This is a genomic window from Rhizobium rhododendri (genome assembly GCF_007000325.2).
In the GTDB taxonomy this organism is placed as follows: Bacteria; Pseudomonadota; Alphaproteobacteria; order Rhizobiales; family Rhizobiaceae; genus Rhizobium; species Rhizobium rhododendri.
Genome location: NZ_CP117267.1, coordinates 2,659,989 through 2,675,000, shown reverse-complemented (window position 1 = coordinate 2,675,000; position 15,012 = coordinate 2,659,989). Strand labels below are relative to the sequence as shown.

Genomic DNA, 15,012 nt, shown 5'->3' with positions numbered 1-15,012 from the left:
GGCTGCGACAGGTCGCAGGCGAATGTTCAGTTCGCGGCGGGTGCGTCGGCTGTGGCTGCGGGTGGCTCGGCGTCCTTGTGGTGGCGGGAGCTACTGAGGGCATAGGCTGCCGACATGATGAAGCCGATGACCATCAGGGTCATCATCAGGCGTTGTCCAAAACGTGATTCCATGGCCACATCCTTCCAATTGCGGGACAACGGACTGCCGCGGGGAACGTTCCCTCGAGGGCGCTATCGTTTCATGGAGTAGGCGGGGGGAGGCCAGTACGGCCTCCCGGGTTTGTTTACGGGTGATTGTTTCAGGTCTTGGGAGCGTAGGGTTTTAGCGTCCGCCAGGCGTGGCCGGCGCGGGCGAGGAGATCGTCGGATGCTTGCGGACCGGCGCTGCCCGAGGCGTAGTTCGGGAAGGCGGGTTCTTCCTTCGCCCAGGCGTCCTGCAACGGCTGGACAACCCGCCAGGCCTGCTCGACCATGTCGGCGCGCATGAACAGCGTGGCGTCGCCGACCATCACGTCATAGATCAGCGTCTCGTAGCCGACATTCGGGAAATCGGCAAACCAGTCGTCGTAGCGAAACAGCATGCCGACATTGGCAAGCGCCATTTCCGGGCCGGGCTGCTTGACCTGCAGCGACAGAAATATGCCTTCGTCGGGTGCTGTGCGCAGCACCAGCCAGTTTGGCTGTGGGGCCTCGCCCTCCTTGTGGAACGGCTGGCCGGGGGCTGCCTTGAAGGAGATGGCGATCTCGGTGCGCCTTTCGGTCAGGTGCTTGCCGGTGCGCACATAGAAAGGCACGCCTTCCCAGCGCGGATTGTCGATCGACAGCTGCATGGCGACATAGGTCTCGACGCGCGAAGCCGGATCGACATTGGCCTCGGATCGGTAGGGGACTGCGGTCTTGCCGAGCACCGAACCGGCATCGTACTGGCCGCGCACAGCTTCCGATGGCTGGCACGGACGGATGGCTTCGACCACTTCCGCCTTTTTCGAACGGATGGAGGCGGCGTCGAAGGAGGTTGGCGGCTCCATTGCCACCATCGACAGCAAGGTAAAGAGATGGTTCGGGACCATGTCGCGCAGGGCGCCGGTGTTTTCGTAGAATTTGCCGCGCGTTTCGACCCCGACTGTCTCCGTCACGGTGATTTGCACCTGCTCGATGGCATCGCGGTTCCAGATGCGCTCGAAGAAGCCATTGGCAAAGCGGAAGGCCATGATGTTCTGCACCGTTTCCTTTCCGAGGAAATGGTCGATGCGGTAGATCTGATCCTCCTTCAGGACCTTCAGAATCTGCGCGTTCAGGGCCTGCGAAGAGGCGAGATCGTGGCCGAAGGGCTTTTCGATGACGACCCGTCTCCAGAACTTCGCCCCGCCATCCGATCCGTCAGATTGGGTCACGAGACCGGCCGCACCCAGCTGATCGATGACGGTTCCGAAAAACTGGCCGGCGACTGCCAGATAGAAGATGGCGTTGCCCTGGGTGTCATGGCCGGACTTGGCGGCATCCAGCGCCTTGCCGATCGCGGCATAAAGGTCCGGTTTGGTCAGGTCCCCCTGGATATAGACCATTTTCGACACCAGCGTCGCCCAGGCGGCCTCGTCGATGGCAGTAATGTCGAAATCCGAGGAGCGGTTGCCGATGAAAGTTTCGAGCATTTCGCGCAGGCGTTTGGCCCAGCTCTCGACGTTGCCATCGGCAAGATCGACGCCGATCAGGGCAAATTTGTCCGGCAGGGTCTTCGACAGCAGCAGGTTATAGAGTGCCGGAATGACCAGGCGGCGGGTCAGGTCGCCACCGGCGCCGAACAGGACCATGGCGCAGGGGTCGGCCGGCGCGGGTGTGGTGCGTGTCTCATCGGCCTTGGCGGCCAGTATCTCGGGCGCAGTTGCAGACATCGGCAATTCCTTGGGGATTGGAAATCGGAGGTGGCGGCTTCGTTGTGATCGTTTCGTCAAAGGCCTGCAAGACCTTTCCGGTGCCTGCATGGCATGCTTTGTAAAGCTGGCATTGTTGCGGCAGAGGTCAAGGCGATGTAGGCTCGAGGTCAAGGAACCTTTTGCCCTCTCGAGACCTTATCGGCGTGCCCACCCGGAATGAAAAGCGGCACGACGGTGCTTGCCTTCCCGCAGCCTGCCGACCGATATCCGGACATAAAACATGACAGATTTATCGATGCGGGCGATGGTCCGCACAAAAGATATCAGAGGAAGATCATGACCAAGAACAATGCATCCTCAGCAGCTCTCGCAACCCCTACCGATCTCGGCCGTAATGACAAGACCAAGGTCGCCGATGCGCTGAACGGCATCCTCGCGGACACCTTCGCGCTGTATATGAAGACCAAGAATTTCCACTGGCATATGTCAGGCCCGCATTTCCGCGATTATCACCTGATGCTCGACGAGCAGGCTGCCCAGATCATCGGCACGACAGACGATATCGCAGAGCGCGTCCGCAAGATCGGCGCGACCACGCTGCGCTCTGTCGGCGACATCGCGCGTCACCAGTCGATCTCGGACAACGACGCCGAGTTCGTTGGGCCGGTCGCGATGCTGAAGGAGCTGCATGCCGACAATCTCTCGCTGGTGGAAGCGCTGCGCCAGGCCAAGGAACTTGCCGACGACGCCAAGGACAACGGCACCAGCGGCGTCATCGACACCTGGACGGATTTTGCCGAGCGTCGCGCCTGGTTCCTGTTCGAAGCAACCCGCGGCGAGAACTGATCGGGGGCATCCGGGACGGCCGGCAATTTGGCCGCTTCCCGATTACCGTAAAGCACATGCGCGCCCGGCAACAAAGCCGGGCGTTTTACGTTGGAAGGGCTGTATAGCAGATCTTTCCGTTATTGTTTCACAGGTCTCCGCGTCATCAAACTATCGGATAGCAGAGCTGCTTCAGTCGTGCGGAAGCTGGAACAGGTGGCGGATGCGGGTTGCGAGCGATCCGCCCTGTGCACCATTGCCGATGGTGCCGCCCCCGGCGAACAGGTGTTTTTCGGCATCGATGCGCTGCGACATGATCTGGCCGAGCTCTTCGGCAATCATCGGCCTGTCTTTCAGCAAGGGCGACAGCTGTTCCTGGCCGAGTTCGTAGATGACGACGAATGTCAGCGCCCGGATGCTGCCGACTTCGTTGGCTCCCATCAATACGCCACCTTCGCCGAAGCAGTCGCCGGGCGCGAGCCGGGTCAGCTCTATCTCGCGACCGTCCTCGCTGCGCGTGATGCTGACGACGCCGGTGCGCACGATCATCAATGCCGTCAGCTGGCTGTCCTGGGCGGCGATGACAGTGTCCTTGCGATAGGTTCGCCGGGTCATCTGGCCTGCAAGGGCCTCCTTTTCCTCGGATGTCAACGGCGCAAACAGCGGGATATTGCTGAGCAGGCTGAGCGGAGTGCTAATCTTGCGGACCTTGTCCGTATCCGCCAAGGCCTCCGCATCGCCGTAGATGCCGCTGCCCACCGGCGGCGCCATCCTGTAGCCGGAGGATTTGACGTGGCGGTAAATCAGGTCGAAGATCTCGTTCTTGGCCGTTGTCGTCATGGCGATGTTCTTGACGCTGAAGGAGAGGCCGAGCTGTACGGCCTGGCTGTCCAGGGCATCTATGGAAACCGACGGTGCCGGGTTTGCGAGGATCGAATTGCTGCTGAGCAGGACATTCCGCATGACCTCTGCCATGAACTTGGGGGCCGTCGTGGGTACCAGGCGAACCGTGATGGTGACGCCGTGCTGTTCATCCGGGCTCGACAGGTTTGTCAGTCGCGCCTTTGCCAGCGCGCTGTTCGGAATGACGATCAGGCCGTTGGTGCCGTTTAAAAGGTAGGTGGCCCGCCAGTTGGTCTCGATCACCTTTCCCTGCATCCCGTCGTCGAGCACCACCCAGTCACCGACCGAATAGGGTCGGCCGAGGTTGAGCGCGATGCCTGAAAACAGGTCGTTCAGCGTGCTCTGCAGCGCGAGGCCGAGGATGATGGCAAACACGCCCGACGTGGCGAGCAGCGTGCCGACGGGGACACCGAAGACGTCGGCGACAATTGAGAGACCGGCGCTCATATAGATGACGCCGACGACGAGGTCCTGCAGCAGCCGGCCCTCGCGTGGCTTGCGCTCGAAGATCAGAAACACGCGGACAAAGGCGACCAGCGTCCAGGCGCCATTGATCCACCAGACGATCTTGGCGAAGGTCGTGAAGATGCGCAGCGTTACCGAGGTTTCCAGCGTCGCCTTTTCATAGGGGACGATGTCGTTGTGGAGAAGCACTACTGTCAACAGGATGAACAGTGCGATCTGCGCGACTAGACGCCAGACCTGCCGGCGGCGCAGCAGGATACGGCTGACAACAAAACCGACGATCATGACGAAGCAGAACTGAACGACCGGATTGGCGATATCTTCGAACGTCATAAGGGACCAATCGTCTACGCGGAGAGAACGAGGTGCGCAGCCGAGGCTGAGCGGGCGTTACAGTCGCACGAACGCCGGCTCAGTTCCATCCCTGACGCCATGCGAACGTCGACGATGACTTACCCGATGTGCGACTTGAACTTGCAGCGCAGGCCATCATCTTATAGCTGTCATCCGATATTGATATCCGGCTTCCGGGCGCATTTCGCGGCGTCCTCCAAACACTCGAGGAAATTTCATGACCCAGGCATTCGACATCAAGGGCGACCTTCTGATCGGCGCCGATTCCACCGGCGACAATAGAACCGTGCGCGCCATCAATCCTGCCACCGGCGAAAACATGGAACCGGCCTTCGCCGTCGCCTCCGTTGCCGATGTCGACCGTGCCTGCGATCTCGCCGCTGCCGCCCTCGACACCTACCGCGCCGTGAGCCTAGAAGACCGCGCCGTCTTCCTCGAAACCATCGCCGCCAATATCCTCGAGATCGGCGACCAGCTGCTCGAGCGCGCCCATGCCGAAACCGGCCTGCCGCTCGCCCGCCTCACCGGCGAGCGCGGCCGCACCGTCGGCCAGTTGCGCCTCTTCGCGTCGGTTGTCCGTGCCGGCGAGTGGCTCGACCTGCGCGTCGATCCGGCCCTGCCTGATCGCCAGCCGCTGCCGCGCCCGGACCTGCGCCTGCGCCAGATCCCGCTCGGCCCGGTCGCCGTGTTCGGCGCCAGCAACTTTCCGCTCGCCTTCTCGGTCGCCGGCGGTGACACGGCGTCGGCGCTGGCTGCCGGTTGCCCTGTTGTCGTCAAGGGCCACCTTGCCCACCCGGGCACGGGCGAACTGGTCGGCCGCGCCATCCGCGCCGCCGTTGCCTCCTGCGGCCTGCCGGAGGGCGTGTTCTCGCTGGTCACCGGCGCCAATGAAACCGGTGCTGCGCTCGTGAAGAACCCGCACATCAAGGCGGTCGGCTTTACCGGTTCGCGTGCCGGTGGCCTGGCGCTTGCAGCCATTGCCGCTGCCCGTCCCGAGCCTATCCCGGTCTATGCCGAAATGAGCAGCGTCAACCCGGTCTATCTGTTCCCGGCAGCGCTTGCCGCCCGCGCTGAAGCGCTCGGCAAGGCTTTCGTCGGCTCCCTGACCATGGGTGCCGGCCAGTTCTGCACCAACCCGGGCCTGATGTTTGCGGTCGACGGCCCCGACCTCGACACCTTCATCGCTGCTGCCACCGGTACGCTTACCGAAAGCGTACCTGCCCCGATGCTGACCCCCGGCATCCACGCTGCCTATGACAAGGGCGTCGCTGCCTTTGCCGGCAACGAGGCCGTCAAGACGGTCGCCCAGGGCAAGCCTGCCGAAGGCGCCAACCGCAGCCCGGCGATCTTCTTCGAGACCGACGCCGAGCACTTCATGGCAGACGAAAGCCTCGGTAACGAAGTCTTCGGTGCTGCCAGCCTGCTTGTCCATTGCAAGGACGTGGCGCAGATGGTGGCTATTGCCGAGAAGCTGGAAGGCCAGCTGACGGCAACGCTGCATCTCGACCCCGCCGACCATGACGATGCGCGCAAGCTGCTGCCGGTGCTCGAGCGCAAGGTTGGTCGCATTCTCGCCAATGGATGGCCAACGGGCGTCGAAGTCAGCCATGCCATGGTGCATGGCGGCCCGTTCCCGGCCACCTCGGACAGCCGCACCACCTCGGTCGGCACCATGGCCATCCGCCGCTACCTGCGCCCGGTCTCCTACCAGGACCTCCCGGACAGCCTGCTGCCGCCGGAACTCAGCAACGACGGCGTGAAGACGCTGCCGCACCTTCTCGACGGCGTGCGCGCCGGGAAGTAACCTTGGGCTCACTGTGAATATGAAGGCCGCTGTCTGAAAGGACGGCGGCTTTTTTGTTCTGGGGCTTGGCTGGTTGCGGGCGAGATCGTCTCTGGGGCTTCACCCCCCTCTGCCCTGTCGGGCATCTCCCCCACAAGGGGGGAGATTGGCTGGAGCGCCATTGCCTGCCCAACTGGCTTCGACATCGCAGAATTCCTGAGGTCACTGTTTCGGATAGCCGGCGCGACGACTTGATCTCCCCCCTTGTAGGGGAGATGTCGGCCAGGCCGACAGAGGGGGTGCTGCATCCATTGGACGGCGTCCGCATCGGTAGTGAGCGCTCGGGCTCACGGTGAATGGGCTTTTTTGTCACGAGCGCGGGGCGTCCTCCCTGCGGAAAACCGTGGCGGGTCTACCTCGGTAATTGTCCAGGAGACCATCTGATTTTACTGTCTGCCCATGACATGATGCGCGTCCGCGCTAAATGCGTTGCGACATGGTCCTGTCCGGAGTTTCGTGTGCCTAGAACCTTTTCGGTCATAGTCGCTTTCGCCGCAACGGTTTCGGCCGCACAGCAACCCATGCCTCTCACTGCCGATCAGCTCATCGGCATCTGCGAATCCTCAACTGTTGTCGAGGCCTCGAAGAAAGGTGATGTGTTGGGCTGGCAACCGGTGGAGGACAAGGCTTGGAAGAAGAGCTTCGAGAACTACAACGGCGGATCGGTCGACGTTGTCGGCTGGCGGCGCGGCGCAAAAGATAGCGACGGCCTCCTATCGTTCTGGATTTCGACAGGACCGGTTTCGACCCGAATGTGCTCGTTTTATGCATCAGGTGACGGAGCAGCGCTGCTCAGCGCCTTTTTTTCCCATTTCGGCAAGCCCTCCAAGCTCGACAAATTCGAGCTCGGTCTCATCGCCGACTGGGAGCGAGCGGGGGATGTTGTCGAACTCAACCAGACCGGTAATCTCTTGTCGGTCAGCTACACAGCTCGCAAATAAGATACCAGCGTCCGGTTCGTCGACGGCATGAATCCTGCCGCTCGTGCCGGCTCTGTCTCTTGTGCTTTGCGGTCTCATCCCGTTTGAAAGATGGGAGCGACGCGGGTAGAGGAAGCAGTCTCCGAAGCCAGCTTGGTCCCCGCAAAACGCCGCCTCCCTTTCGGAAGACGGCGCTGATCATGCCATAGCCTATGTGGCTTAGCTGCGGGGCAGCATGCCTTCGACGTCGGCGGCTGCGTCGTCGAGGGCTTCCTTGGGTTCGGCTGAACCGTCGACGATGCGCGACAGGTTATCGACGATGGTCTGGGTGACCTTGACGCCGTTGGAGCCGGGGAAGGCGTACCAGGGGATCATCAGGGACATCTGGTTGAGGCCGGCCTGGAACAGCGGGTTCTGCTTGTAGAACTGGCCGAGATATTTGTCGGACTTGGCGGCCAGTTCGTTGTTCGGAACGTAGCCGGTGCCGGGAACGACGACCGAGGCGCCGTAGGGGCCGGCGGCAAACTTGGCGAACTTCCAGGCGGCTTCCTGCTTGACCGGGTCCTTGGCGAGAATGACGACGGCGTTGCCGCCGGTCGGCAGGTGGCCCTTTGCCGGATCGAGCAGCGGCAGCTTGGCGGTGCGCAGGTCGAACTTGGTGCCGACATTCTTGATGGTATTGCGCAGTGCGCCGGTCGTCTGGAACTCGAAGCCCACCTTGCCGGCGGCGAAGGCCTGTTCTCCGGCGGACTTGGTGAAGACGGGGAGGCCGCCTTCCTTGACCATGCGCTGCAGGGTTTCGGCAGCCTTCAGGCCTTCAGGACCGTTGAACGCGACCTTGGTCTCGTCGGCATTCAGCATCGTGCCGCCGTTGCCGAACAGCAGTGCGGAGAACATCCAGTCGTCGCCCTGCCAGCGGAAATCGATACCATCGACGCCGTTGCCGAGCGCCTTGATCTTGCCGCCTAGAGCAATGACTTCGTCCCAGGTGGTCGGTGGGACGTCGGGATTACCGCCGGCAGCCTTCACCAGGTCGGCATTGTAGTACATGATCGGGGTTGAGGTGGCGAAGGCGAGGCCGAGCTGTTTGCCGTTGACCTGGGCGAGCTTCAGGATCGTGTCCGAGAAGCCTTCCTCGGCCATGTTGCCGTCCTTCTTGATCAGCGGCCCGAGGTCGAGGGCAACGTTGCGCTCGGAGATCATCCGGAGCCGGTTGAGGCCGATGAAGGTGACATCTGGCATGGCGTCAGTACCGGCCTGGCGCAGGATCGTCTGGATGCCGTCTTCGTAGGTGGCCGACGGGCTGGCAAACTGGATCTTGATGTCAGGATTTTCTTCCATGAACTTCTTCGAGATCGTGTCCATCACGTCCTTGAAGAAGCCGGGCATGGGGTAATGCACCGTCAGCGTGGTTTCGGCATAGGCCGGCACCGACACGGCCATCGCGATGGCAGCGGCGGCAACGAGCTTGGTGAAGTGTTTCATCGAGCGTTCTCCTGTTTGACGACCGGTCAGCCTTTGAGACCGGTCATGGTAATTCCCTCGACGAAGCGCTTTTGCGCGAGCAGGAAGGCGGCAACGAGGGGAAGGGTTATGACCATGGTGGCGGCCATCAGCGCGCCGTAATCGTCGCCGGCTTCGGCGGCGCGGAAATACATCAGGCCGAGCGGCGGCGTGGCAAAGCTCTGCTTGCTGATGACAATCAGCGGCCAGTAGAGATCGTTCCAGTGGGCAACCACCGAGAAGATCGCGAAGGCGGTGACGGCCGGCCAGGCATTTGGCACGATGACCCGGGCAACGATGCCGATCTCCGACATGCCGTCAAGACGGGCGGCATGGATCAGGTCGTCCGGCATGGCGCGGAAGAACTGCAGGAACATGAAGATCGCAAAGACCGAGATCGAGAACGGCGCCACCAACGCGGTGTAGCTATTGAGCAGCGAGGCGCTGTCGAAGGCGACGTAGAGCGGCAGGGCCGTCGCGTGGATCGGCACCAGCAGCCCGAGCATGACCATCGCCATCATCAGTTTTGCAGCGCGGAACTTGAGTTTGGCCATGGCATAGGCGCAGGGGATTGCGACGATGACCTGGAAAAAGAAGATCAGGCCGCAGACGAGGACGCCGTTCCACAACAGCGTGCCCATCGGCACCCGGCTGAAGGCCTTGGTGAAGTTGGCAACGTAATAGAATGTCTGCGGTATCAGCGACAGCGCCGAGGTGAAGATCTCGCTCTGCGTCTTGCCGGCCGCCGACAGCATGAAGATGTAGGGCGACAGGAAGACCAGCGCGCCGAGCGACAGCACTGTCAGGCGGATGGCGCGGCCGGTGGTGAAGGTGGCTGTGCTCATGAGTAGTGCACCCGCTTGTCGAGGACGTTGTACTGCAGGAAGGTGAGCACCATCAGGATGACGAGGAAGACGACGGTCATCGCCGAGGCGTAGCCGACATGCAGGTAGACGAATCCCTCGTGATAGATGGTGAAGAGCAGGACTTCCGACGCCCTGTTTGGGCCGCCGTCGGTCAGCGTCTGGACCGTCTCGAATACCTTGACGGCATTGATGATGCTGATGGTGGTAACGAACAGCGTCGTCGGCGCCAGCATCGGCCAGGTGACAAGCCGGAACCGATCAATCGCCGAGCGTGCGCCGTCGACTTCGGCGGCGGCATAGAGTTCGCGCGGGATGGCGGTAAGGCCGGCCAGAAACAGCACCATGTTAAAGCCGACCGACTGCCAGACGCCGATGATCGACAGGCTGTAGAGCACGGTGCCGGCCGATCCCAGCCAGTTCGGTCCCGGGATGCCGACCATCGCCAGCATGGCATTGATAGGGCCGATGGTGGGGTGGAACAGATATTGCCAGACGGTCGCCATGGCGACGATCAGCGAGGCGACCGGCAGGAAATAGGCGGTGCGGAAGAAACTGCGCGCCGTCGTCTCGCTCTCGATCAGAAGCGCTACGCCAAGGCCGAGGATGATGGAGACCGGCGCGACGATGGCCGTGTAGACCGTCGTATTCCACAACGACTTCTTGAAGGTGCGGTCGCTGAAGAGGTGGGCGTAGTTGTCCAGGCCGACAAACCGGAACTTGTCGATGCCGAGTTCGAAATTGGTAAAGCCGAGACCGATGACGGCAATCACCGGCAAGAGCACGAAGACGACCATCAAGACGATGGCCGGCGAGGCGAGCAGCCAGGCGGTGCGCGCTTCGTTGCGGGCGTGGATGTCGGCCGTCCTCTTTGCGGGAACGGCGTCGAAGGCGATGCTAGCCATGGGCGTGCTCCCGCACCGCGTCGACGCTGACGTGAGCGGCGGCGAGGCGTTTTCCATCAGCAGCAAAGACCATTGCCCGGTCGGGCGAGAGGATCATGCCCACCGGCTTGCCGACGGCAATGCCGGATGCTTCGGCCGGCGTCAGCTTGGCGATCATGATTTCACCGATGGCGTCGAGCTTGCAGTAGACGATGACCTCGGAGCCGAGGAATTCGACGCGCTCGACACGGGCGGAAAGCGCATCCTTGCCGACGTCCGACAGGCGCACGAACTCGGGGCGAATGCCGATGGTGACGTCGGTGCCATCGACGTGGCTGTCGGCGAGCGTCATGCGGATGCCGCCGAACGAGACGATGCCGTTCTCGGCCAGCGCCGGAACCAGGTTGATGCGTGGCTGGCCGACGAAGCGGGCAACGTCGACATGGGCCGGGTCGTCATAGATGACCTGCGGCGTGGCAAGCTGCAGCAGGTTGCCGCCGATCATGACGGCGACGCGGTCGGCCATAGACAGGGCCTCGGCCTGGTCGTGGGTGACGTAGACCGTCGGCACGCCGGCGCGACGGTGGAGATCGACGATCTCGCCGCGGGCATGGACGCGCAGGTTTGCATCGAGGTTGGACAGCGGCTCATCCATCAGGAAGACGCTCGGCTGGCGGACCATGGCACGGGCCAGCGCGACGCGTTGCCTTTGGCCGCCGGACATCTGGCCGGGCTTGCGATCGAGCAGGTGGTCGATCTTCAGCGAACGCGCCATTTCGGCGACGTCGCCCTGGATCGTCTTCCGGATGCTGCGCTGGCCGGGCATGAAATTGCCGATGAGGGGCAGGCGCTGGCTGCTAGACAGCCGGCGCATGGCAAGCGGCACCGCGATGTTCTGGCCAGCGGTCAGGTGGGGATAGAGGGCATAGGACTGGAAGACCATCGCAATGTTGCGGTCGGCCGCCGCCGTCCCGGACATTTCCTTGCCGCCGATGACGATCTCGCCGCTGTCGGCATGATCGAGGCCGGCAAGGATGCGCAGCAGCGTGCTCTTGCCGCAGCCGGAAGGGCCGACCAGCGCGATGAACTCGCCCGGCTCGACCTCGAGGCTGACGCCCTTGAGGATGGCGTTGTCACCGAAGGACTTGGTAATGCCGGAAAGGGAAAGCGCGCTCATTGGGCCGCATCCCGGACGACCTTGTGGGCTGCCTGGGGATAGACCTCCTCAACGACATCGTCGAGGAAATAGGCGGTCATGCCGGGAACCGCGACAAGCTCGGTGGTGACGTCATCGGCAAACGTGTGGATAGCGGCGCCGACAAAGCGTTCGCCGGGCATTTCGCGTTCCATCTTGTCGAGGATGAAGGCGGCCGGTGGCGCCCAGACGGTGGAGGTGGTCTTGAAGCCGCCCTTCCAGGCCCAGTGCAGGTGACCGCTGCCAAACAGCGCAACATCATGGGCGGCGATCAAATCGTAGAGGCGCTGACGCTGGTTCGGCCGGACGCTCCAGTAACCGGTGTCGCCCTCGTCCGGCGTGTCTACGAAGAGCGGCTTGTGGGCGAAGATCGCGACGCGGCGGTCGCCCCGGCTGGCAAGCGTTGTTTCCAGCCATTCGAACTGGGCTTCGTCCTCGCCATCCTCAAAGCCCATCAACTGGCTGTTGAGACCGATCAGGCGCCAATTGCCTCGATCTTCAACCCAGCGGTCGGGGCCGACGAGGCGCCGCCAGCGGGCCAGCCGCTCGGCATTGACGGGCTGGGCCGAACCCGGGAGATGGCCGACATCATGATTGCCGGGGACAATCAGCATCGGCACGGCAACCTGCCGCATCAGATCCATCGAGAAGACGAGGTCCTCGTCCTTGTCGGCGCCGTCGACGCTGAGGTCGCCGGTGTGGATCACGAGATCGGCGCCGCTGTCGTTGATCCAGCGTGCCAGTGGTTCCCAGTTACCGTTGAAATGCGGCTTTCCGGGGCTGACATGGGTGTCGGTAATCTGGATGATTTTCATGCGGCGTCTCCGAAATAAAGATGGAAGCGCCTTCGGTAAGCGGCGCTCCAGAGGAGGCCGGCGCTTCTTGCCGCTCTCTCTAGTGCTCGCTCATGTCAGTTGAATAACAGCCACACGGCCATTTAGAGTTTCGCCGGATTGTCGCAAAATGTCTTGCGAGTGGCTCCCCGGATCGCTTTCCGGGAAGCTCGGATCGCTCGCTGTCAGGTCTCGATGCCGACCGGCTGACTGGCATTAATCCGGCTGTAAACTGGCATCGGCGCGAGCTTGCTTCCGTCCTTTACGATGTAAACCGGGACGGATTTGGCGGCGGGCACCTTGCTCTTTTCGGCATGTTGCCAGAGCGGTATCAAGGAGTTGCACTCGGGATAATACGCGCCGCAGCACCCTTCAGGGATGCTGTGTGGGACGGCGCGCAGGCCATCCAGCCGGCGGACGATATTGTCATCGGTAGCGGTGACCAACGACACAGTGTCGTCCTTGGCGATGCCGAGCCTCTGCATGTCCGCCACGTTGAGGAATATCACCATGCGGGTGCCTTCGACGCCGCGAAAGCGGTCGCTATAGCCATAGACGGTCGTGTTGAACTGGTCGTTGCTGCGTAGCGTCATCAGCCGGAAAATGTCGGCGTGGTCTTCTGCGAAACTTGCCGACAGTGCGGTCGGCACTTTGAAATTTGCCTTGCCCGTGTCCGTCTGCCAGTCGCGCTCGCGGGCGGCGAGCGGTTTTTCAAAGCCGCCGGGGGTAAACAGCCGCTTGTTGAAATCCTTGAATATCTTCGGGTAGGTCGCCTCTATGGCGTCGCGGACCCTAGCGTAATCATTCACCCACTCGTCCCACGGGATGTCTGGATTGTCGGGCAGGGTGGCCTTGGCGATCCCGGCAACGATTTTCGTTTCGGAATAGAGCCCGGGCCCTGCCGGAGCGTGAAAACCTCTGGAGCCGTGGATGCAGGACGTGCTGTCCTCGACGCTGACAGCCTGAGGACCGCTTGCCTGCTCGTCGATCTCGGTTCTGCCAAGGCACGGCAGGAGGTAGGAGACGCTGCCGTTGAACAGCTGGCCACGGTTGAGCCGGGTGGCGATCTGCACTGTCAGGCGCATGGCCGGCCAGCGCTCCTCCATCACTTCCCGCTCCGGTACGGCGCGAAGGAAATTACCACCGAGCCCGATGAAGCCTTCGACATCGCCCTTGATGATCGACTGGCAAGCATCAACGGTTGTCAGTCCATCCTCGTAAGGCGGCTCGAAGTGGTAGAGTTCCTTCAGCCTGTCCAGCGGAACCAGCTTGGTCTTTTCCGAAATGCCGACCGTACGCTGGCCCTGGACATTCGAGTGGCCGCGTACTGGGCAGATGCCGGCGCCGGGCCGGCCGATATTGCCGCGCAGCAGAAGCAGGTTGACCAGCATCTGGACCGCCTGGACGCCGAGCTTGTGCTGGGTCAGTCCCATGCCGTAGATGCCGATGACGGATTTGGCGCGACTATAGGTATCCGCCGCCTGGACCATTGCGGCAATTGGCAGGCCTGATTCCCGAACGAGGACGTCCCAGTTCTGAGACCTGACGTAGTCGATGAATTCTCCGGCGCCGTGGGTGTGTTCTGCCAGAAATTCGCGGTCGAGGACGCCGTTCCCGCCGGATGCGAGGTCGGCGTCGTCTGTTGCCAGCAGTGCCTTGCAGATTCCGGTTATAGCAGCAATGTCGCCACCGGCCTTGACCTGGTGATACTGGCTGCTGATCTCGGTGGCATGGTTGGTGGCCATCTGGAGCGGGCTTTGCGGATTGACGAACCGCTCCAGCCCGCGTTCCTTCAGCGGATTGAAGGTGACGATCTCGGCGCCGCGCTTTACTGCTTCCTGCAGCTGGTGCAGCATGCGCGGCGCATTGGAGCCTGTATTGTGGCCGAAGAAAAAGAATGCTTCCGCCGTCTCGAAGTCGTCCAGCCGCACCGTTCCGACGGGAATCCCAATGCTCTCCGGAAGTGCGACAGAGGTGGATTCATGGCACATGTTGGAGCTGTCAGGCAGGTTGTTGGTGCCATAAACCCGAGCCATCAGCTGATACATGTAGGATGTTTCCAGCGAGGCCCGGCCGGAGGCGTAGAACACGACCTTGTTGGGATCGACTGCACGGATTGCCTTCAGCTCGCGGCCGATGGCTGAAAAGGCCTCGTCCCATGAGACGGGAACATAGTGGTCGCTCGCGGCATCGTAGCGCATCGGCTGCATCAGTCGGCCGGCATTTTCGAGATCATAGTCGCTCCAGCCGCGCAATTCGGTGACCGTGTGCTGCGCGAAGAAATCCGCGTCGGCGCGCGCGGCGGCCAGTTCCCAGAATGTCGCCTTGGCGCCATTTTCGCAGAACTCGGCCGGGTGAGGCTTGGCGGGCTTTGCCCAGGCGCAGCTGACGCAGGCAAAGCCATCGGCCTTGTTCTGCTTGGCGAGACCTGCAACGACGCTGAGCGGCTGGCCGTTTTCCCGCGCCTGATGGGCCAGCGATCTGACCGACCCCCATCCGCCGGCTGGAGCATCGTTCGGTTCGATTTTCGGAGTGTCGGACATTATCA

The 15,012-nt window shown here is 62.3% G+C and carries 12 protein-coding genes; 3 read left to right on the top strand and 9 right to left on the bottom strand.

The features are described 5' to 3' along the window. Positions 1-26: 26 nt before the first annotated feature. The gene (locus PR018_RS12960) at positions 27-173 is read right to left on the bottom strand and encodes a hypothetical protein (RefSeq protein WP_153816484.1); all 147 of its coding nucleotides are present in this window, start codon (positions 171-173) and stop codon (positions 27-29) included. 128 nt (positions 174-301) lie between these two features. After that, positions 302-1,894, bottom strand: coding sequence for a glucose-6-phosphate dehydrogenase (zwf, locus tag PR018_RS12955; RefSeq protein WP_224127932.1), 1,593 nt, complete (start codon positions 1,892-1,894; stop codon positions 302-304). Between the two features lie 318 nt (positions 1,895-2,212). Between zwf and PR018_RS12950 the strand changes: the two genes are divergently transcribed. Next, positions 2,213-2,722 carry a Dps family protein gene (locus PR018_RS12950; RefSeq protein WP_142830267.1) on the top strand — a complete coding sequence of 170 codons (510 nt, stop codon included), beginning with the start codon at positions 2,213-2,215 and terminating at the stop codon, positions 2,720-2,722. A gap of 171 nt (positions 2,723-2,893) precedes the next feature. Here the strand turns inward: PR018_RS12950 and PR018_RS12945 are convergent, their stop codons facing one another. After that, the gene (locus PR018_RS12945) at positions 2,894-4,402 is read right to left on the bottom strand and encodes a cyclic nucleotide-binding domain-containing protein (RefSeq protein ID WP_142830269.1); all 1,509 of its coding nucleotides are present in this window, start codon (positions 4,400-4,402) and stop codon (positions 2,894-2,896) included. 238 nt (positions 4,403-4,640) lie between these two features. Between PR018_RS12945 and PR018_RS12940 the strand changes: the two genes are divergently transcribed. After that, on the top strand, positions 4,641-6,227 hold the full coding sequence (locus PR018_RS12940) for an aldehyde dehydrogenase (NADP(+)) (RefSeq protein WP_142830271.1): 1,587 nt from the start codon (positions 4,641-4,643) through the stop codon (positions 6,225-6,227). A gap of 497 nt (positions 6,228-6,724) precedes the next feature. Then, the gene (locus tag PR018_RS12935) at positions 6,725-7,207 is read left to right on the top strand and encodes a hypothetical protein (RefSeq protein ID WP_224127934.1); all 483 of its coding nucleotides are present in this window, start codon (positions 6,725-6,727) and stop codon (positions 7,205-7,207) included. A 198-nt stretch (positions 7,208-7,405) separates the two neighbouring features. Here PR018_RS12935 and PR018_RS12930 read toward each other — a convergent pair whose 3' ends face one another. From PR018_RS12930 to PR018_RS12905, 6 genes are all read right to left on the bottom strand, one after another. Beyond that, a complete protein-coding gene (locus PR018_RS12930; protein ID WP_142830275.1) occupies positions 7,406-8,671 on the bottom strand; it encodes an ABC transporter substrate-binding protein in 1,266 nt (421 codons plus the stop codon). 26 nt (positions 8,672-8,697) lie between these two features. Then, positions 8,698-9,534 carry a carbohydrate ABC transporter permease gene (locus PR018_RS12925; protein ID WP_142830277.1) on the bottom strand — a complete coding sequence of 279 codons (837 nt, stop codon included), beginning with the start codon at positions 9,532-9,534 and terminating at the stop codon, positions 8,698-8,700. Beyond that, positions 9,531-10,457: a carbohydrate ABC transporter permease gene (locus tag PR018_RS12920; RefSeq protein ID WP_142830278.1), complete on the bottom strand. Its 927-nt coding sequence runs from the start codon at positions 10,455-10,457 to the stop codon at positions 9,531-9,533. The genes PR018_RS12925 and PR018_RS12920 overlap by 4 nt, the downstream gene beginning before the upstream one ends. Further along, positions 10,450-11,613 carry an ABC transporter ATP-binding protein gene (locus PR018_RS12915; RefSeq protein WP_142830280.1) on the bottom strand — a complete coding sequence of 388 codons (1,164 nt, stop codon included), beginning with the start codon at positions 11,611-11,613 and terminating at the stop codon, positions 10,450-10,452. The genes PR018_RS12920 and PR018_RS12915 overlap by 8 nt, the downstream gene beginning before the upstream one ends. Further along, entirely contained in the window at positions 11,610-12,446 is an 837-nt protein-coding gene (locus PR018_RS12910) for a metallophosphoesterase family protein (protein WP_142830282.1), read from the bottom strand. The genes PR018_RS12915 and PR018_RS12910 overlap by 4 nt, the downstream gene beginning before the upstream one ends. Before the next feature lie 203 nt (positions 12,447-12,649). Beyond that, positions 12,650-15,007: an FdhF/YdeP family oxidoreductase gene (locus PR018_RS12905; RefSeq protein ID WP_142830284.1), complete on the bottom strand. Its 2,358-nt coding sequence runs from the start codon at positions 15,005-15,007 to the stop codon at positions 12,650-12,652. Positions 15,008-15,012 lie beyond the last annotated feature (5 nt).